Below are 17,005 nucleotides of genomic sequence, written 5' to 3' on the forward strand. Positions count from 1 at the left end.
TGCTCTCCGGGTCAGATGGGCTGGGCCAGCGCCATCAGCGACTCGCGCATGATGCGGGCGTGTTCTTCCTTGTCGCCGCCGGCGACCTCGATCTCGCCCAGGCGGGCCGAGTTCTGCACCACCATGCGGCAGCGCTCCCAGCGCCGGGCCTCAAAGGCGGCCAGGGCTGCGTCCAGCGCGTCCGTGCGGTCCAGCTCCTCAGCCAGCACCAGCGCGTCCTCGATGCCGATGCAGGCGCCCGAGGCCAGGTGCGGTGTGGTGGCGTGCACTGTGTCGCCGATCAGCACCACGCGGCCGCTGGACCAGGGGCGCGGCATCAGCAGGCCTTCGAGCGGGCGGTAGACGATCTGCGAGTTGGGGCCGATCTGCTCGCGGATGGCCTGCAGCGCGGGTGCCGGGAAGTCGGTCAGCAGGCTGCGCAGGTGGGTGGCGAAGGTGGCCGGGTCGACGTGCTCGTTGGTGGGGCGCGGCTCGGTGACGAAGAGGTACATCTCCGTCTTCGAGACCGGATTCACGCCGGGTTTGATGCGCGGCCCCATCCACATGGTGGCGGTTGCGATTTCGGGCGGTCGCGGCAGCACGGCGCGCCAGACGGCTTGCCCGCTGTACTGAGGCTTCGGCGCCTGTGGGAACATCGCCTCGCGCACCTTGGAATACAGGCCATCGGCACCGATTACGAGGTCGTAGCGCTGGCGGCTGCCATCGGTGAAAGAGACCTCCACGCCGTCGGCGTCCTGCTCGATGGAGGTGAAGGTGCAGCCCAGACGCACCTGGGTGCCGCTGGCCCGCGTGGCGTCGGCCAGGATGCGGGCCAGCACCGGCCGCATGATGGCGCCGCCACCGGGCACGTCCGGACCGGCGATGCGCGGCGTGGGCAGGTCGGCGACCTTGGGGCCTTGAGGCAGGAACAGCTGCACGCCGTCGGCGGCGTTGCCCTGCGCCAGGAAGGCGTCCAGGATGCCGAGCGTGCGAAAGGCGCGCAGGGTCGCGCCGCCCAGGCTGATGCCGGCGCCGTAGCTGCGCCAGCCGGGATCGATCTCGACGAGATCGACCGCATGGCCTTGTCGGCGCAGCTGGATAGCGGCAGACATGCCAGAAAAGCCGCCGCCGACGATGAGGATTCGAGAGGGGTTCATGTGGATGTCTCCTGTTCTTCTGTGGTCTTGAGGTGAATGTCGCCATTGGGCTGGACCTGAAGCGCCAAGGCAGTGAGCGAATCTCCCAGGCAGGGACCCAGTGTGCACAGCCCGGTGTCGATGGCAAATTGCGCGCCGTGCGCGCCACAGACGATGCGGTCGCCCGCAGCGTTGAGGTAGGCGTCCTTGCGCCAGGCCATGGGCGTGCCGTGGTGCGGGCAGCGGTCGGCCCAGGCGAACAGCCGTTCGCCCTGGCGCACGATGAACACAGTGTCCTGCCCGCGGCGCTTCGGGTCAAAGCCACGTGCACCGCCCTCGGGCAGCTCGTTCAGATGGCACAGCCGCATGGTGGTCATCGCCTCAGTGGTCCGCGCCGACGGCGGGTTTTCCGGTGCCGGGCGGCGGCCCCGACGGCGCCCAGTTTTCGCGGTGCTGGAACAGGAACAGCTGCGAGGCGTCGGCGCTCATGGGCACTTCGCGTTCGGTCCAGCTGTCGTCATGCAGGTCCATGTCGGCGTCGTACTCGATGTGGCAGCCCAGCGGCGAGTTGAAGTACCAGAACCAGTTGCTGCCGAACTTGTGGCGCCCCGGTCCCCAGAAGCTCTGGTAACCCTTCTCCACGAAGCGTGCACCAGCCAGCATCAGCTCGGTGGGGCCACCCAGGTGGAAGGTGAAGTGTTCGCAGCCTTTCATGAAGGGTGGCGTCTGGATCATGAAGAAGGTGTGGTGCTCCAGCGTGCCGGCCGGGCGCAGGAAGGGGCCTACGCCGGTGAAGCGATCGGTGCAGACAAAACCCAGGCGCTTCACGTAAAACGCTTCCGCCTGGGCTGTGTCCGGCACGAAATAGACCACGTGCGACAGCGTGCGCGGCAGGGTCGGCGCGCTGGGGTCAACGCCGACCGTGTTCGCTGGCCGTTGGGCCGGAGCCCCCGGCGCATTCACGGTTTCGGCGGGCAGGGCCAGCGGGCGGCGCACGCTGACCTGAAAGGCCAGCGCAAAGCCCATGTCGTCCTGTGCACGCACCACACCGTGCTCGTGCGTCACCGTGCGGTCGCGCGACAGCTCGGTGGCGATCGCCTGCAGCGTGGCCTCGTCGGCCACGCCGTAGACGGTTTCACGCAGCAGGCTGGCGGTGCCCAGACCAGGCGGCAGGGCCGGGTCATCCTTGGCGCGGATGATCACTGCGGTGCCGTCGAGCGCCTCGAAGCGGCCGTTACCGGCGTCGCGCAGCCCGTAGTCGATGAGGTACTGGCGGCAGGCGGCGAGGTCGTCCACGCCAAAGACCAGGGCGTCGAGTCCGATGATGTTCATGAGGGATTCCCTTCTTTCGTAGTGATGGTTCAGGCGGCCGTGCGGCCACCCAGGGTTTCGGCCAGCCAGTCGGCGATGTAATGACCGGCGTTGATGCTGTTGTCGAAGCTCGCGTGCTGCACGCCGCCTTCGCGGTCGGTGAAGATTTTGAGTTCGCGCTTGGGGCTGTTGACCAGTTGCTCGTAGGTGCGGTGCGCCCACTTGAGCGGAATCTGCGAGTCCTTTTCACCGTGCGTCACCAGGAACGGCACCTTGATCTTCTCGACCACGCCGTCCAGGTGCACGTCCTCGGCAATGCGCATGAAGTCGTCGACATCCTTGGCGCCCCAGACCCAGCAGACGTGGGCCCAGTAGTGCGGCACCGGGAAGTCGCCTTCCTTCTCCAGCCGGCGCTTCTGCACGTCGCGCCAGTCGTGGTTGGCGCCCCAGGCCACGCCGCAGGCAAAACGCGGCTCCATGGCCACCACGCGCGGGCAGTAGTAGCCGCCCAGCGACACGCCTTCGCAGCCGATGCGTTTGGGGTCCACGTCGGGCTGCTGTTCCAGCCAGTCGACCACGCGGCTGGCCCAGTGTTCGGCATCAAAGCGCGCGGTCAGGCCCTGCAGGCGCAGCGCCTCGCCCGTGCCGGGCTGGTCGACCACCAGAGAGGAGACGCCGCGTTTGGCCAGCCAGGCCGGCAGGCCCACGAGCACCTTCATCTCCTTGCTCGAATCCAGACCGTTGAGCTGCACGCACAGCGGCGCGCGCTCGCCGGGCTTCAGGCCGTCGGCGGGGTAGTACAGGGCCGCGAGGTGTTTGCCCTCGTAGGGAATCTCCACGCGCTGCACGCGGTCGCCCGCCAGGCGCGAGCCCTGGAGGAACAGCGCCAGCGCGCGCTGGTAGATCGCCAGCCGGCCCGGCGCGTTGTGCGCCTGCAGGCGCTCGGCGGTGATCAGGTAGCCGGACGCGCGGCGGTATTTTTCGCCGGCCGAGAGCAGGCGGCCCCTGGCCTCGTCTTCTTCGGCCAGGCCGCAGAGCCGGTCGGCCATGCTCACCCAGGTCTCGCGGAAAGCCGCGGTGCCAGCGGCGTCGGGCGCCTTGGCGGCCTCCTGCAGCGGGGCGCACATCTGCTCGATCTCGCCGATGCGCGCGCCCATCTCGATCGCGAGATTGACGGAGAGGTTCCAGACGTAGTTGGTGGGGAAGTACTTGAACATGGGATCAGTGGGCCGGGAGGGGGTTGGAAAGGGGAGAGGCCGCGGCGGCGCGCACGGGCGCGGGCCGGAGCAGGAAGTGCGCGAGCGCGGGCAGCAGCACCAGGGCGCCGAGCATGTTCCAGAGGAACATGAAGGCCAGCAGCAGGCCCATGTCGGCCTGGAACTTGATGGGGCTGGCGACCCAGGTGATCACGCCGACCGCGAGCGTGATGCCGGTGAGCATCACCACCTTGCCGGTGAACAGCAGGGCGCGGTAGTAGGCCTCGGACAGGCTCTTGCCCTCGCGCAGCTGGGCCAGCGTGATCGACAGGATGTAGAGCGCGTAGTCCACGCCGATGCCCACGCCCAGCGCGATCACCGGCAGCGTGGCCACCTTCACGCCCATGCCCAGCGCCACCATCAGCGCCTCGGCCAGGAACGAAGTCACCACCAGCGGCAGCACCGCCACCACCACCGCGCGCCAGGAGCGGAAGGTGATGAAGCACAGCAGCACCACGGCTCCGTAGACCATCAGCAGCATGGTGCGCCAGGCGTCCTTGACCACGATGTTGGTCGCGGCCTCGATGCCGGCGCTGCCGGCGGCGAGCAGGAACTGCGTGTCGGCCGTGTTGTTGACCCGGGCGAAGGCCTCGACGTGGTCCACCACGCGGGACAGCGTGTCGGCCTTGTGGTCGCGCAGGTAGACGTAGACCGTGAGCAGGCCGCAGGCGTCGTTGTAGAGGCCGCGCGGCGCACTGGCCGTCACGGTGTTGAGCATGTCTTGGTTGGACAGGAACTCGTACCAGCGCGGGTTGCCTTCGTTCAGGCCCGAGAGCACGCGGCGGTTCAGCAACGCCAACGTGTTGGTGTTTTCCACGCCGTCGATCTGACGCAGCTCCCATTCGAGCGCGTCGATCTTGTTGAGCGTGTCGTAGGCAGAACACTGGCCCTCGGGCGTTTTGACCATCACCGCCAGCACGTCGCTGCCGGCACCGTAGGCCGCGTTCATGAAGGCCACGTCGCGGTTGTAGCGGCTGTCCGCGCGCAGCTCGGGTGCGCCGGGGTCGAGGTCGCCGATCTTGAGCTGCGTGCTCGCGACAAAACCGCCCAGTCCCATCAGCAGGCCAGCCACCACCGCCACCGTGGCCCAGGGGCGCTGGGTGAAGCGGTCGAGCAACGCCCACATCGGGTGTCTGGCCGCGCCGGCCGCGTCGGCCTGCTCGGCGCGCAGACTGCGTGCGGCGGCGCTCGCGCTCACACCGGTGTAGCTCAGCAGGATGGGCAGCAGGATCAGGTTGGTGAAGATCAGCACCGCCACACCGATGGACGCGGCAATCGCCAGCTCGCGGATGACCTGGATGTCGATCACCAGCAGCACCGCGAAGCCCACCGCATCAGCCAGCAGCGCCGTGAGCCCCGCGAGGAACAGCCGGCGGAAGGTGAAGCGCGCGGCCACCAGTTTGTGCACACCCCGGCCCACGTCCTGCATGATGCCGTTCATCTTCTGCGCGCCGTGGCTCATGCCGATGGCGAAGACGAGGAAGGGCACGAGGATGGAGTACGGGTCCAGCGCATAGCCCAGCAAGGGCAACAGGCCGAGCTGCCAGACCACCGCGACCAACGAGGCCAGCACCACCAGCAGCGTGGAGCGCACGCAGCGCGTGTACCAGAACACCATGGCGGTGGCGATGGCCACGGCAACGGCGAAGAACACCAGGACCGCACGCACACCGTCGATCAGGTCGCCCACGATCTTGGCGAAGCCGGTGATGTGCACCATGACGCCTTCGGCCTCGTACTTCGAGCGCAGCAGGTCGAGCTGGGTGGAGAGCCGGGCGTAGTCGATGGCCTGGCCCTCGGCGTCCCTGGCGAGCAGCGGCAAGAAGATCACCGACGACTTCGCATCGCGCGCCACGGTCTGGCCGATCTCGCCCGAGCGCGCCACGTTGGCGGCGAGCTGCTGCAGTTTGGCCGGCGAGCCATCGAAGCCGTCGGGGATCACCGGCCCGCCTTCGAGGCCGTCCTCGGTCACGCCGACCCAGCGCGTGGTCGGGGTCCAGAGTGACTTCATGCGCGCGCGGTCCACGCCGGGCAGCAGGAAGACCTCGTCGCTCAGTCGCCTCAGGGTGTCGAGGTACTTCGCGTCATAAATGCTCCCTTCGGGCCGCGCCACCGCGATGCGCACCGCGTTGCCCAGGCCGCTCAGTTCGGCCTGGTGCGCGAGGTAGTTCTGGATGTAGGGGTGGCTGGTGGGGATGGTCTTTTCGAAGCTGGCGTTGAGCTGCAGGCGCGTGGCCTGCCAGCCCAGCAGCAGCGTGACCAGCGCGCACAGCAGCACCACGATGGCGCGGTGGTTGAACAGCGCGCGTTCGACCAGCGAGCCCGAGCGGGGATCGAATGCGTGAGCGTTCATTGGAGCGCTCCTGCATCGACAGACACCACGCCGGCCACGCCCAGCGTGAGCAGCGGTCCATCCTGCAGCGGCAGCAGGGCCGAGGGCATGGGCACAGGGGGCGCCTTCAGCGGCAGCAGCGCATCGCCCTGCAGGCGCAGCACCACGCCGGCCTGGCTGGCGAGCAGCAGCCCGCCCTTGGCGTCGACCGCCATGGCGGTGATGGTGGCCGGCACCGGCGAGGCCAGCTGCGTCCACTGCGCGCCGCCATCGGTGGAGCGCCACACATTGCCGCGCAGCCCGGCCAGCACGGCCTGCCCGTCGGCGCGAAGCTCGCCGGCGAACCAGCTGCCTTTGTAGGGGGAGTTCATGGTCTGAAAGGTCTGGCCGCCGTCGTCGGAACGGGCCAGCAGGCCCTGCTCACCGGCCAGCAGCAGGGTGTTGCCCCCGCGGCGCGCCACGTACCAATGCAGGGCCTTGGGGTTGGGCAGGCGATCCATCCAGGGGGTCCAGCTCTCGCCGCCGTTGGCGCTGTAGAAAGCCAGCCCGTAGGCACCGACCGCGAGCAGGCGCTTGGCGTCCCACTGCAGCACATCGAGAAAGGGTTTGTCGGGCCCGTCGGCGAGCAGGCGGTCGGCGTCCTGCTGCGCGGCGGGCGTGGTGGCGGCGGCCTTGGCCAGTTCGGCCAGGCCCCGGCCATTGAGGCGCAGGCGCCAGCTGGCACCCGCGTCGTCGGTGGTCAGCACCGTGCCGCCGTGGCCCACCGCCACGCCATGTTGCTCGTCGGCGAAGCGCACCATGGTCAGCGTCACGCTCACCGGGCTCGGGGCCTGGCGCCAACTGGCGCCGCGGTCGTCGCTCAGGGCCACGATGCCGCGCTCGCCCACCGCCACGATGCGCGCGCCGGCCTGGGCCGCCGCGAGCAGCACGGCGCGCTGCGGCGCCTTGACCGCGAGGGCAGGCCGTTGCAGCGCATCGCCCACCGGGGTCTGGGCCAGGCTCGGCCCGGCCACCGCGAGGGTGGTCACGAGCAAGGCCGCAGCGAGGGGTCGGGGCAGACGCATGGTGGGGTCCGCTCAGCGCACGCCGTCGCCAGCCATGGCCTCGGGCGTGAAGTAACTGTCCGGACGGCGCGGCACGATCTTGTAGTGCTGGTTGCGCTCGTTGACCACGCCACTGGCGTACCAGGCGCCCGAGATCAGGTCGTTGAAGCCCCACTGCTGTTGCGGCGTGGTGGCCGGCAGGTCGGGCATCACCACCGGGTGCGACCAGATGGTCTTCCACAGCTGGCCCTTGGCGTCCCAGCGGTCGCCCAGCACGGCCACCCAGGTGTCTTCGTCCACGTAGTAGCGGCTCTTGGGCGCCTGGTGGCGCTGGCCAGCTTTCAGCGTGGCCTCGACCACGTGGACACGGTGCAGCTCCCAGCGCACATGGTCCGGGTTGAGGTGGTTGGCCAGCAGCACGTCGCTGTCCTTGGCCGGGGTGTGCAGGCGGTTGCTGTTGTAGGGAATCAGCATTTCCTGCTTGCCGACGATCTTCCAGTCGAAGCGGTCGTTGCGGCCGGCGAAGACGTCGACCTCGTCGAAGCTGGCCACGCCGGCGCTGGCGGGGGTGGGCGTGTCGCAGCAGGCGTTGGGCAGCTTGCGCACGCGGCGCTGGCCGGTCAGGTAGACCCACGAGGCGCTCTTGTCCTGGTCGAGGTTCAGAACCCCGGTGATGGCCTCGCCGGCCCGCACCGGCGGGCCGCTGTTGACCAGCCGGATCGACCAGTACCCACCATTGAACTTGTCGGCCTCGCCGTTGGCGTAGTACGGCATCTGGAAGTCGCCCCGGCCCTCGACCGACAGCACACGCTGGCCACTGGCCGTGCCGAGGTAGCCCCGGAAATCGGCCTGCCAGGCCTCGCCGCGCCAGTGCAGTTCGTGATTGGCCATGACCTCTTCACCGGTCTTGGGGATCGGGAACGGAATGCCGCCGAAGGCGCCGGCGACGACACCGCCTTCGATCTTCGCGCTGGTGGCGTTCTTGAAGGTGTTGTCGTAGACCCATTGCGGCGCGGCAGCGGTGCGGTGCGTCTTGTAAACGTCGACGCGGAAGGTCTGCGGGTACTTCTTGAGCAGGGCCTGCGTGCCCTCGGTCAACTTGGCCTCGTGCTCGGCCATGTTGGCGGCCGTGATGCTGTAAAGCGGTTTCTCGTTCGCAAACGGGTCGCCACGGCGGCCACCGTTCTTGAAGCCGGGAATCGCAGTGGTGTAGCCCCCGGTCCAGGCCGGGATGCTGCCATCCTTGTTACCAGCGCGCTCGGCGCCCAGCGGGGTGAGGTCGGTCTTGAGGCGCGCAGCCTCCGGGTCGGTCACGCCGGCGTGCGCGGCGGTCGTGGCCACCAGGGCGCACAACAGCGCCGGTGCCCAATGGGATATGCGTTTCATGGGGGTCTCCTCGATCAGAAAGTGGTGCGCAGCGACACGGTCAGGTAATTCCGGTCTTTCAGCGCCTGGCGGTACACGGCGTTGTTGGCGGCGTCCAGCGTGGGCGCCGCCTTGCCCAGGAAGTGCACGTAGTTGATGGCCAGGTTCCAGGACCCGAGGTAGACGGCGTTCAGCCCCAGGCTCAAGTCGCCGCCACCGTCTACGCCGAAGCCCGGCCCCACGGCCGAGGACTTGCCCTTGGTGTAGCCCAGGCCGATCGACGGCGAGAGGTCCAGACCGGGCAGCACCTGGCGGTAGCTGGGCGAGAACACCATGCGCGTGCCCACGGCCGACTTGTCGGCGTTGGGGTTGAGCATCTGCTCGTTGCGCGTGACCTTCAGCCGCGTGTTCCACGCCACCTCGCCCACAAACGAGGCCTCCCTGGACAGGAAGGACGGGCCGAGCGAGGCGATCCACGAGACCTGGGCGTGCGCCGTCTCGCCCACCGCGTAGCCGGGGTTGCTGTTGTTGTTCAGGCCGCTGTTGACGCGGATGGTCGAGAGCGTGGCCTGGCCCGAGCTGGCCAGCGGCGTGTTCTGGCGCACCGAGACCTCACCCGCCAGCCCCCATTCGCCGACCGACTTGGCAAAGCTGGCGCCGAAGGCGCGCACCCCCTCGTGGTACATCCAGCGGTAGCTGCTGGGCACCAGCGCGGGCGGAACGCCGTTGAGCACGGTGTTGATGTTGCTCGGCGTGGTGGCGTGGTAGCGGATCGCGTAGAGGCCGAAGTCGGTGTCGATCGACGGCGCACGGAAACGCAGCTGCACACCGCCCTGCCCGCTGTCCTTGGCGTCCAGGTCGGGCTGGCGCTCGAAGCTGGCGGTGGGGCCGGCCAGGATGCGCTCGGCGCCGGGGCCGAGCGAGTCGCTGCTCGAGAGGTAGGCGCCCGCCGGCATCAGGCGGGTCTTCTCCCATTCGTAGGCAAGGTAGGCGCCCAGGGACACGTCGGGCGTCAGCTGCACCTGGCCGGAGAGCTTGCCGGTGGGGCGCGCCACTTCCTTGAAGGTGGCGTTGGGCACCGACAGCAGCTTGATCAGGTCCAGCGGCGCCTGACCACCTGCGATGCCGTTGGCACCGAAGAACAGGCTCTCGCCCCACAACAGCGTGTGGCGACCCAGGCGGGCCGAAGCCGGGCGCTCACCCACGTCGAACTTGCCGTAGACGAAGGCGTCGAGCAGCTCGGCCTTGCGGCCCATGAGGTCGCGGGTCTCGGTGGCGAACGCGGTGCCGGGCCGATGGTTGGCGGTGAAGCCGGTGTTGTCGGTCTTGCCGTTGTAGACGCTGTCGTACCAGGCCGCGCCACTGAGGCGGGCGCCGTAGCCCGGGCCGGCCAAGTCCAGCTCGCTCAGCAGGTCCAGGCGGTTGGACACCAGGCCTTTCTTGAAGTTGTTGTCGCCGTCGTCCTGGTTGACGGTCAGCGGTGGCTGCGCCGACAGCGCGGGCGAGGGGTCCTTCAAGCGCTGCATCAGGCTGTACTTCACGGTGTTGTCCCACCGCAGTTTCCAGTCCGGGTTGCCGGTGTCGATCTCGATCGCCGAGGCCGGCTGGGCCGTCAACAGCACCAGAAAGAGGCAGGAAAACGCGGGGCGTGCGGCGGACCTGCGCGCGGGGGCTTTTCGGGCATTCGCTCGAACGGGCATGGCTTGTCTCCTTGTAGGTGTGGGTCCTCGTCGATCCGGGCAACTTGATCCAGATCAAACGAGCCGCGACTTTAGGGAGAAGGACATGCCCTGGGAAATGGGTTGTGCGAATCCTTTCCATCGACTTTTGAAATATCAGGGCAAACCCTAGAACCCTGTGGGCCCCGACCGCCACCTCGCCAAGGCTGATGCACACTGGGGATGCTCTGCACAACCCCCGCCATGCGATTCAAGAAACTCGACCTCAACCTGCTCGTTGCGCTGGACGCCCTGCTGACCGAAAAGAACGTCACGCGGGCCGGCGAGCGCGTGTTCCTCAGCCAGTCCACCATGAGCAATGCGCTCTCGCGGCTGCGCCAATACTTCGACGACGAGCTGCTGGTGCAGGTGGGAGGCCGCATGGAGCTGACGCCGCGTGCCGAGCTGCTACACGAGGCGGTGCGCGATGTGCTTGTGCGCATCGACACCACGGTGGCCGCGCGACCCGCCTTCGACCCGACGGCATCGGACCGCGAGTTCACGCTGTTCGTGTCCGACTACTCCATGGAAGTGCTGGTGCCGGGCATGCTGGCGCTGGCCCACCAGCGAGGCTGCCAGGTGCGATTCAACCTCAAGCCGCAGGTGAGCCAACCCTATCGCCACCTGGAACGCGGCGAGGCCGATCTGCTGATCATTCCGGAGAACTTCTGTTCACCGGACCATCCGCTGGACCAGCTGTTCGAAGATCGGTTTGTTTGCGTGGTCTGGCGGGAAAGTCCGCTGGCGAAGGGCGAGTTGACGAGGGCGCGCTATGTCCAGGCGCGCCATGTCTCCATGTGTCCGCCCGATGGCAGCTTGCCGGTGTTCGACACCTGGCTGGCGAACGACCACGGTGTAACGCGCGAGATCGCGCTCACCACCTACAGCTTCAGTGTCATGCCTTACCTCGTGATCGGTACCGACCTGATCGCCACCGTGCATTGGCGGCTTGCCGACAGGCTCCGCGAACTACTGCCCATCGAAACACGGCCAGTACCCTTGCCAATGAAAAACCTCCATCAGGCCATGCAGTGGCACAAGTACCGCACCCGCGATCCCGGCTTGATCTGGCTGCGCGCGCTGCTGCGCGAGGCCGCCGCCGGCATGGGACCCGGGCTCGCGGACTCGAGCGCCACAAGGGGTCAATGACCCTGCCCTCAAGCAGGCAAGCTCTGCTGCACCAACCACTCACTGAACGCGCGCATCGCCACATTCATGCGCCTGCGCTTGAGCCTCGTGAGCCAGTAGCCACCGGCGTCCACCTCCACGTCGAACAAGCGCACCAGCCGCCCACTCTGCAAATCGCGCGCGAACAGCTTCACCGGCAGCAGGGCCACGCCCGTACCTTGTGCGGCGGCGTCGGCAAGCACCAGGGATGAATCAAACAACGGGCCAGTGAGCAAGGGCGGTGGTGCGCCAGCCGCCTGGAACCAGTCCACCCATTCTTCGGGCCGGTACGAGCGCAACAGGGTTTCGCGGCCCAGGTCGCGAATGCTGCGAATGCGTGCCGCCACCGCAGGCGCGCACACCGGCGCCAGCGGCGCGTGCAGCAAGCGTGTGGCCTCGGTGCCGTGCCAGTGGCCGTCGCCGAAGCGGATGGCACAGTCCAGACCTTCGCCGGCCAGGTCGACCCGGTTGTTGTTGGTGAACAGCCGCAGTTCGATGAAGGGGTGGCGGCGCTGGAAGTCTTTCAGGTTCGGCAGTAACCAGCCCACGGCAAACGTGCCCACCACGCCCACGGACAGCACCTCGCGTTTCTGCGACCCCTTGAAGGTGGCCAGTGTGGCTGCCATGCGCTCGAACGATTCCATCAACACCGGTAGCAAGGCCTGCCCTTCGTCGGTGAGGGCGAGCCCGCGAGGCACACGGCGGAACAGCGGTGTGCCCAGTCGCTGCTCGAGGTTCTTCACGTGCTGGCTCACGGCGGCCTGCGTGAGGTGCAGTTCCTCCGCGGCGCGGGTGAAGCTCAGATGGCGGGCAGAGACTTCGAAGGCACGCAGGGCGTTGAGTGGCAGGTCCATGATGGCATGAGTTTTTCTTGGGTCAAAGGCAGATTATTCCCGTTTGAATCAAAAGCCATGCATCCCTACCATCAGCGCTTCATCAAAGGAAGGAACCCATGATTCAACGACGACACTTCGGCATCGCCACCGCTTTTTCGCTGGCACACATGCTGGCCGCATTCCCAACGAATAGTTGGGGTAAGGCAGACGATGGTGGCTTTCGAAAGCAGGTTGCGGCACTCGAGGCCGCCGCCCAGGCTCGCCTGGGGGTCTGCATCATCGACACCGCCACCGGCCGTGAATTCGGCTACCGCGCAGACGAGCGATTCCTCATGCTCAGCTCGTTCAAGCTGCTGGCCAGTGCGCTGGTGCTGGCGCGGGTGGAACAGGGACAGGAATCACTGCAGCGCCGCATCCGCTACGCGCGTGAAGACCTGGTGACCTGGTCACCGGTGACGGAAGAGCACGTGGGCGGTGAAGGGCTGACACTGGCCCAACTCTGCGAAGCCACCATCACCACCAGCGACAACACGGCGGCCAACCTGATTCTGACCAGCTACGGCGGGCCAGCCGCACTCACGGCTTATGTCCGCAGCCTGGGTGACACCGTCACCCGACTCGACCGCACCGAGCCCGAACTCAATCTGCCTTCTGGCGCACAGATGCTGGACACCACCACACCGCGCGCCATGACGCAGACGCTGCACAAGCTGCTGGTGGGCGATGCGCTCACGGCAGGTTCGCGTGCGACGTTGATCGAATGGCTGAAGGCCAACACCACCGGCGACAAGCGCTTGCGGGCAGGCGTTCCCACAGACTGGTCGATCGGTGAAAAGACCGGCACCAACCGCACCGACGCGAACGACATCGGCATCGCCTGGCCCCCTGGGCGGGCGCCCTTGCTGGTGAGCGCCTACCTGGCGGAAAGCACGGCGCCTGCAGCCGCTCGTGACGCAGCCCTGGCGGGCGTGGCCCGCCTGATGGCCACACTCTGACCGGCATCTGCCGCGTTCATTGCCCACCCAGCCATGCGCTTCATGGGCATCCGCAGGACGCGGGCTGCGCTGGTTGCCTGTGGGGAAATTCCACTCGCTACGCAAAGGCTCAGAACTCGTAAGATCGGCCGCAAGATAATTTTGGTCAATCGACAAGGGAGTGGAATATGAGCGCTATTGGCAACTTTCTCTGGTTCATCCTCGGCGGGGTTTTCATGGGGCTGGGCTGGTGGCTCGTTGGGCTGTTGGCCTTTGTGACCATCGTCGGCATTCCCTGGGGGCGGGCCTGCTTTGTCATCGGTCAATTCTCTTTTTTCCCATTCGGGAAAGAGGCAATCGACAGGAAAACGCTCACCAGCAAAGGCGATATCGGTACCGGAGGGGCTGGGATGGTCGGCAACATCATCTGGTTCGTATTTGCAGGCGTCTGGTTGGCCATCGGGCATGTGATCTCTGCCCTCGCGTGTTTCATCACCATCATCGGCATTCCATTCGGGATTCAACACCTCAAGCTGGCAGGCATTGCCCTTTCACCGATTGGGAAAACCATCGTCTCAAAGGAAGTGGCAGCCATTGCCAAACGACAGGATGCTGAAGCCTCTGTCGCTTCCATGCGCGGAAGTGGCTGAGACCGGGATCACTTTCGCTGATCCTTGAATTAGTGTTGGCGAATGGGACGGCAGCCCATTCGTGATTCGCCTGCGCTTTGGCCGCCGTCGCCATTTCGCACATCTCCCCAATACTCCATCCCCAATTTGGGGGAAAAGCTGCGGCATTTCTCTCAGCCATGGCGTTCAACTGCGCCGTCTTGCAACACTTGCATGGTCATCTTCTCACTTCCCCTTGACGCGGACCAACAAGGCTTCGATAAACGAGGGGTCCATGCGACATACATTCAGACACACGTTCCACGCAAGTCTGGTCAATAACTATCGGGAGGGAAATTCCATGAAGCTCAGGTACAAATCCGTCGTGGGCGCAGCGCTGCTGTGCTGTGCATTGGGAGCGGCGGTCACGACACCAACCCTGTCGTTCGCGCAGGCCACAGAAGAGCAGCAAGAGTTGGCACGTCAGTTCCAGTCGCTGGATTGGTACAAGCTTGGCCAGAAAGGTGACATTGCAGGCAAAGCCACGTTTGTCGCCACACAGAACCACACGTTCCTGAACGCGGCCAACACCGACAAATTCCTGACCCTCAACGGCAACCCACCCCGCGGTTCGGCCTACACGGTGGCCCCCACTGAAGACGATTGGTTTGCCATCCTCAGCTTTTCCGCAGAGGGATACATCAAGGATGACGAGAAGATCGATGCAGATGCGCTGCTGGCTTCCCTGAAGGAAGGCAACGCGGCCGAATCCGAAAGAAGACGCAAGGCCGGCTACAACGCCCTCACCATCACGGGCTGGGCCATCCCCCCTCGGTACGACACCGCCAACAACCGCCTGGAGTGGGCCACCCTTCTCCGTGATGAAGCCGACCAGTCCATCCTGGCCAATGTGAGCACCAAGATTCTGGGACGCAGCGGCTACATGAACGTCACGCTGGTCGCCAGCTCGCCGGAGAACGTGGAGAAGGACCTCGCTGACTTCAAACTGGCCATGGCCAATTTCAGCTACGTCGATGGCGAGAAGTACAGCGACTGGAAGCAAGGCGACAAGGTTGCCGCCTACGGCCTTGGCGCACTGGTGCTGGGTGGCGCCGCCGCCGTGGCCACCAGCAAGGGCGGTTTCAAGGCCATTGGCATCGCCCTCCTGGCCGGCATTGCTGCCTTGTGGGGGGGTATCAAGAAATTTCTCGGCCGCAAGAAAGAATCCCAATGACGGCACACCATGCCCAGTGAGGCAGCCCTCTTCTGGCTGGTGGTGGCGGCATTCTTCTTTTTTGACAACCTGATCATCGTTCCCCACGGTTGCGACCTGCTGAGGTTCGGTCGGCGAGGTCAACTGCGGTACGACGCTTCCGGGCGCTTGACGGCCGCCGGCAGGGAAGTGGTTCTGCTCAACCCATTGAACCTCTTCGACCGAGGCCTGGTGACCACCAGGTGCTTCGGCGACATTGACCCTCGCCAGTGGCGCAGAACCCGCACCCTGGTGAGCGCCGCCCTACCCACCCTCAATGCCTTTTCGTCACTGGGCTACGCCTACCTGGTGCTGGTCGTCTTCCTGGCGGCCCTGTCCTTCCAGATCGGATTCACACCGGCTCTGGTGGCCTTCGTCGGTCTCCACGTTCTCGTCTGGTCCATCGCCACGAGCGCGCTCATTCTGTGGCGCTCGCGGCTGCAGCTCACACGCTCCGAGGCATTTTCCTCTGCGGTCGAGGCCTTTTTTGTACCCGCCTACCTGATGAACCTCGGCAAACGCCTCATCTACAAAAAGCGGGTGGCGGTCTCGGCCCTTGGACTCGGGCTGCGCGAGCTCAAGCGCATGCAGGACGAGGACGAGCGCATGGCATTCACGCTGAAGATGAAGAATCGACTGGACATGCTGGAAATGACCCAGGGTTATGAGGTCGCGGAGGACGAGCATGCGCCTCAGGTAACGGACCCTGTGGACACAAGGGCGGGCGACCTCGGTTCACTGGGGGCTGCAGCGTTGATTCACCTCAGCACCACGCAGCAATGGATTCAGAGGGCCAGGTCATGTTTGACGATCTGAAGGTCAGCGATTGGTGGTTCCTGGGCATTGCTGCGTTCGTCGGATACCTGACAGTCAAACATTTCATGGACAAGCTGCCGGGCAATTCGTCTCACAACCAGGCAGGCGCACCAGCTGGCCCGGAGGTCCACCACAAGGAAAACAGCGCACGGAGCGTCGCCGTCGCCAGCACCCCCGGTGACGCACCTCTTCACTGGCACCAGGTGCTCGAGGTGGATGCCGGGGCCTCGCCGGAGGAGCTCATGCAGGCCTACGAGCGAAAGCTCCAGCTCTACCACCCAGACAAGATGGCGGGCCTGGGGCCGGCTTTCATGGCGATCGCTGAGGCCAGGACCAAAGAAATCCATGAGGCCTACCAGCAAGGGTGCGCCGCGCGTGGCGGCAGCGTCTGAGCGACTGTCCCGTTGCTCCATCTCGCAGCGATTCGCTTGCGCACTGAAGCGCAGCGTTGGCGGGTCGGCCATTCCATCAGTGGGCCATCGCCGGTGTGAAGTTCACCCCCCCGCGGTCTGCCAACCCTGCCACAGCGTCCACCCCCCACCCATCACCAGCAGCCAGCCCAGGCTCTGCCCGGCCAGCACCTGGGCGCGCCCGCTGCCGCGCAGCCAGGCCTTGACGCGCACGCCACCCAGCGCCACGGCGCCATACACGCCGATCTGGGTGACCGCAATGATGGCGCCCAAGGCCACAGCCTGCACAGCCAGGGAGCCATGGTCCGTGCGCACGAACTGAGGGAACACGGCGATCATGAACAGATAGGCCTTGGGGTTGAGCAGGCAGGTGAACAAGCCGCGCCGGAAAGTGGCGGCCAGCGGGCGAGAGGCCTGCGCACTCACTTCGCCCAGCGCAGCGGCGCCGCGCACCAGCTGCCAGCCGATCCACGCGATATAAAGCGCGCCCGCAAAGAGCATGGCATTGAACAGCTGCGGCATCGTCTGCAAGGCCAGGCCCACGCCGAGGCTGGCCATGGCGGTGTGCACCACGCCACCGACGACCACGCCCGACAACGCGGCCACACCGCCTTTGAGGCCATCCACCAGCGAGCTGCCGAGCACGAAGGCCATGTCCAGGCCGGGCAGCGCGATGATGCCGAAAACGAGCAGAAAAAAGAGCCAGAGGTGGGCCGTATGGGTGAGGGGGAAGCTGAGCCAGTCCATGGGGTGTGCGGGTGAAAGTTGCGATGGGGAGAGCTTGCTCCCCTTAACATGCCAC

Annotated in this window: 16 protein-coding genes; 6 read left to right on the plus strand and 10 right to left on the minus strand. The window is 66.3% G+C overall.

Going from position 1 to position 17,005, the window contains the following annotated elements:
* Nucleotides 1–11: 11 nt before the first annotated feature.
* The 8 genes from J2W49_RS22800 to J2W49_RS22835 are packed head-to-tail and all read right to left on the minus strand — an operon-like array spanning nucleotide 12 to nucleotide 10,122.
* Nucleotides 12–1,136, minus strand: coding sequence for an FAD-dependent oxidoreductase (locus tag J2W49_RS22800; protein WP_310321530.1), 1,125 nt, complete (start codon nucleotides 1,134–1,136; stop codon nucleotides 12–14).
* Nucleotides 1,133–1,483 (minus strand): Rieske (2Fe-2S) protein, encoded by a 351-nt coding sequence (locus J2W49_RS22805; RefSeq protein WP_310321602.1) that lies wholly within the window; start codon nucleotides 1,481–1,483, stop codon nucleotides 1,133–1,135. The genes J2W49_RS22800 and J2W49_RS22805 overlap by 4 nt, the downstream gene beginning before the upstream one ends.
* Before the next feature lie 13 nt (nucleotides 1,484–1,496).
* Nucleotides 1,497–2,447 carry a VOC family protein gene (locus J2W49_RS22810; protein ID WP_310321531.1) on the minus strand — a complete coding sequence of 317 codons (951 nt, stop codon included), beginning with the start codon at nucleotides 2,445–2,447 and terminating at the stop codon, nucleotides 1,497–1,499.
* A gap of 29 nt (nucleotides 2,448–2,476) precedes the next feature.
* Nucleotides 2,477–3,643, minus strand: a complete 1,167-nt coding sequence (locus J2W49_RS22815; protein ID WP_310321532.1) for an alpha/beta hydrolase family protein — start codon at nucleotides 3,641–3,643, stop codon at nucleotides 2,477–2,479.
* Between the two features lie 4 nt (nucleotides 3,644–3,647).
* Complete coding sequence (locus J2W49_RS22820; protein ID WP_310321534.1) at nucleotides 3,648–6,035, minus strand: efflux RND transporter permease subunit; 2,388 nt, start codon at nucleotides 6,033–6,035, stop codon at nucleotides 3,648–3,650.
* Nucleotides 6,032–7,078: a WD40/YVTN/BNR-like repeat-containing protein gene (locus J2W49_RS22825; protein ID WP_310321536.1), complete on the minus strand. Its 1,047-nt coding sequence runs from the start codon at nucleotides 7,076–7,078 to the stop codon at nucleotides 6,032–6,034. Before J2W49_RS22825 ends, J2W49_RS22820 begins: the two co-directional genes overlap by 4 nt.
* A 12-nt stretch (nucleotides 7,079–7,090) precedes the next feature.
* Nucleotides 7,091–8,443, minus strand: coding sequence for a DUF1329 domain-containing protein (locus tag J2W49_RS22830; RefSeq protein ID WP_310321538.1), 1,353 nt, complete (start codon nucleotides 8,441–8,443; stop codon nucleotides 7,091–7,093).
* A 14-nt stretch (nucleotides 8,444–8,457) separates the two neighbouring features.
* Nucleotides 8,458–10,122: a DUF1302 domain-containing protein gene (locus tag J2W49_RS22835; protein ID WP_310321539.1), complete on the minus strand. Its 1,665-nt coding sequence runs from the start codon at nucleotides 10,120–10,122 to the stop codon at nucleotides 8,458–8,460.
* A 222-nt stretch (nucleotides 10,123–10,344) separates the two neighbouring features.
* Between J2W49_RS22835 and J2W49_RS22840 the strand changes: the two genes are divergently transcribed.
* Nucleotides 10,345–11,289 carry a LysR family transcriptional regulator gene (locus tag J2W49_RS22840; RefSeq protein WP_310321540.1) on the plus strand — a complete coding sequence of 315 codons (945 nt, stop codon included), beginning with the start codon at nucleotides 10,345–10,347 and terminating at the stop codon, nucleotides 11,287–11,289.
* 8 nt (nucleotides 11,290–11,297) lie between these two features.
* Here the strand turns inward: J2W49_RS22840 and J2W49_RS22845 are convergent, their stop codons facing one another.
* The gene (locus J2W49_RS22845; RefSeq protein WP_310321541.1) at nucleotides 11,298–12,161 is read right to left on the minus strand and encodes a LysR family transcriptional regulator; all 864 of its coding nucleotides are present in this window, start codon (nucleotides 12,159–12,161) and stop codon (nucleotides 11,298–11,300) included.
* A 98-nt stretch (nucleotides 12,162–12,259) separates the two neighbouring features.
* Between J2W49_RS22845 and bla the strand changes: the two genes are divergently transcribed.
* The 5 genes from bla to J2W49_RS22870 all read left to right on the plus strand — a co-directional run bounded on the left by bla (nucleotide 12,260) and on the right by J2W49_RS22870 (nucleotide 16,185).
* Complete coding sequence (gene bla / locus J2W49_RS22850; protein ID WP_310321543.1) at nucleotides 12,260–13,138, plus strand: class A beta-lactamase; 879 nt, start codon at nucleotides 12,260–12,262, stop codon at nucleotides 13,136–13,138.
* A 167-nt stretch (nucleotides 13,139–13,305) separates the two neighbouring features.
* Nucleotides 13,306–13,767: a YccF domain-containing protein gene (locus J2W49_RS22855; protein ID WP_310321546.1), complete on the plus strand. Its 462-nt coding sequence runs from the start codon at nucleotides 13,306–13,308 to the stop codon at nucleotides 13,765–13,767.
* Nucleotides 13,768–14,086: 319 nt separating this feature from the next.
* The gene (locus J2W49_RS22860) at nucleotides 14,087–14,959 is read left to right on the plus strand and encodes a DUF2167 domain-containing protein (RefSeq protein WP_310321547.1); all 873 of its coding nucleotides are present in this window, start codon (nucleotides 14,087–14,089) and stop codon (nucleotides 14,957–14,959) included.
* 9 nt (nucleotides 14,960–14,968) lie between these two features.
* Nucleotides 14,969–15,793, plus strand: coding sequence for a hypothetical protein (locus J2W49_RS22865; RefSeq protein ID WP_310321548.1), 825 nt, complete (start codon nucleotides 14,969–14,971; stop codon nucleotides 15,791–15,793).
* Nucleotides 15,778–16,185 carry a J domain-containing protein gene (locus tag J2W49_RS22870; RefSeq protein ID WP_310321549.1) on the plus strand — a complete coding sequence of 136 codons (408 nt, stop codon included), beginning with the start codon at nucleotides 15,778–15,780 and terminating at the stop codon, nucleotides 16,183–16,185. Before J2W49_RS22865 ends, J2W49_RS22870 begins: the two co-directional genes overlap by 16 nt.
* A gap of 102 nt (nucleotides 16,186–16,287) precedes the next feature.
* On the opposite strand, the gene J2W49_RS22875 is transcribed toward J2W49_RS22870, so the two are convergent.
* Nucleotides 16,288–16,950, minus strand: a complete 663-nt coding sequence (locus J2W49_RS22875; protein ID WP_310321550.1) for a LysE family translocator — start codon at nucleotides 16,948–16,950, stop codon at nucleotides 16,288–16,290.
* Nucleotides 16,951–17,005: the final 55 nt, after the last annotated feature.

The sequence above is a fragment of the Hydrogenophaga palleronii genome (genome assembly GCF_031457455.1).
GTDB lineage: Bacteria > Pseudomonadota > Gammaproteobacteria > Burkholderiales > Burkholderiaceae_C > Hydrogenophaga > Hydrogenophaga palleronii_A.

Coding starts and splice junctions, on each gene's coding strand:
- J2W49_RS22825 (WP_310321536.1), bottom strand. CDS start 7,078: ATGCGTCTGCCCCGACCCCTCGCTGCGGCCTTGCTCGTGACCACCCTC.
- J2W49_RS22810 (WP_310321531.1), bottom strand. CDS start 2,447: ATGAACATCATCGGACTCGACGCCCTGGTCTTTGGCGTGGACGACCTC.
- J2W49_RS22805 (WP_310321602.1), bottom strand. CDS start 1,483: ATGCGGCTGTGCCATCTGAACGAGCTGCCCGAGGGCGGTGCACGTGGC.
- J2W49_RS22820 (WP_310321534.1), bottom strand. CDS start 6,035: ATGAACGCTCACGCATTCGATCCCCGCTCGGGCTCGCTGGTCGAACGC.
- bla (WP_310321543.1), top strand. CDS start 12,260: ATGATTCAACGACGACACTTCGGCATCGCCACCGCTTTTTCGCTGGCA.
- J2W49_RS22865 (WP_310321548.1), top strand. CDS start 14,969: ATGCCCAGTGAGGCAGCCCTCTTCTGGCTGGTGGTGGCGGCATTCTTC.
- J2W49_RS22875 (WP_310321550.1), bottom strand. CDS start 16,950: ATGGACTGGCTCAGCTTCCCCCTCACCCATACGGCCCACCTCTGGCTC.
- J2W49_RS22815 (WP_310321532.1), bottom strand. CDS start 3,643: ATGTTCAAGTACTTCCCCACCAACTACGTCTGGAACCTCTCCGTCAAT.
- J2W49_RS22830 (WP_310321538.1), bottom strand. CDS start 8,443: ATGAAACGCATATCCCATTGGGCACCGGCGCTGTTGTGCGCCCTGGTG.
- J2W49_RS22870 (WP_310321549.1), top strand. CDS start 15,778: ATGTTTGACGATCTGAAGGTCAGCGATTGGTGGTTCCTGGGCATTGCT.
- J2W49_RS22845 (WP_310321541.1), bottom strand. CDS start 12,161: ATGGACCTGCCACTCAACGCCCTGCGTGCCTTCGAAGTCTCTGCCCGC.
- J2W49_RS22860 (WP_310321547.1), top strand. CDS start 14,087: ATGAAGCTCAGGTACAAATCCGTCGTGGGCGCAGCGCTGCTGTGCTGT.
- J2W49_RS22800 (WP_310321530.1), bottom strand. CDS start 1,136: ATGAACCCCTCTCGAATCCTCATCGTCGGCGGCGGCTTTTCTGGCATG.
- J2W49_RS22855 (WP_310321546.1), top strand. CDS start 13,306: ATGAGCGCTATTGGCAACTTTCTCTGGTTCATCCTCGGCGGGGTTTTC.
- J2W49_RS22835 (WP_310321539.1), bottom strand. CDS start 10,122: ATGCCCGTTCGAGCGAATGCCCGAAAAGCCCCCGCGCGCAGGTCCGCC.
- J2W49_RS22840 (WP_310321540.1), top strand. CDS start 10,345: ATGCGATTCAAGAAACTCGACCTCAACCTGCTCGTTGCGCTGGACGCC.